This is a genomic window from Shewanella electrica (assembly GCF_022321485.1).
GTDB lineage: Bacteria > Pseudomonadota > Gammaproteobacteria > Enterobacterales > Shewanellaceae > Shewanella > Shewanella electrica.
Genome location: NZ_JAKOGG010000121.1, coordinates 1 through 309, shown reverse-complemented (window position 1 = coordinate 309; position 309 = coordinate 1). Strand labels below are relative to the sequence as shown.

General features: G+C 57.6%; 1 protein-coding gene and 1 pseudogene. Both read left to right on the top strand.

Annotated elements, in window-relative coordinates:
- Nucleotides 1-50: 50 nt before the first annotated feature.
- Nucleotides 51-104, top strand: a pseudogene (locus L9G74_RS24005) (hypothetical protein); the annotation flags it as partial.
- A gap of 21 nt (nucleotides 105-125) precedes the next feature.
- On the top strand, nucleotides 126-309 hold a 184-nt coding region (locus L9G74_RS24000), incomplete at its 3' end, for an Ntn hydrolase family protein (protein ID WP_238898553.1).

The window sequence follows — 309 nt, the reverse complement described above, 5'->3', positions numbered from 1 at the left end:
TATAGAGTGAAGAAGAAGAAATAGAGGGTTTTGGTGTTTGAATCGTGAAAATGTTCAGAAACCAGTACGACACGGACGTGACCACATGGAGCCCTGCGGGGAGGCTGTTCCAGGTGGAGTACGCTATGGAGGCGGTGAAGCAGGGCTCGGCGGCGATAGGGCTCCGATCGAAGACCCACGTGGTCCTCGCATGCGTCAACAAGGCCAACTCCGAACTCTCCTCGCACCAGAAGAAGATCTTCAAGGTCGACAATCACATCGGCGTCGCCATCGCTGGCCTCACCGCCGATGGCCGCGTCCTCTCCCGCC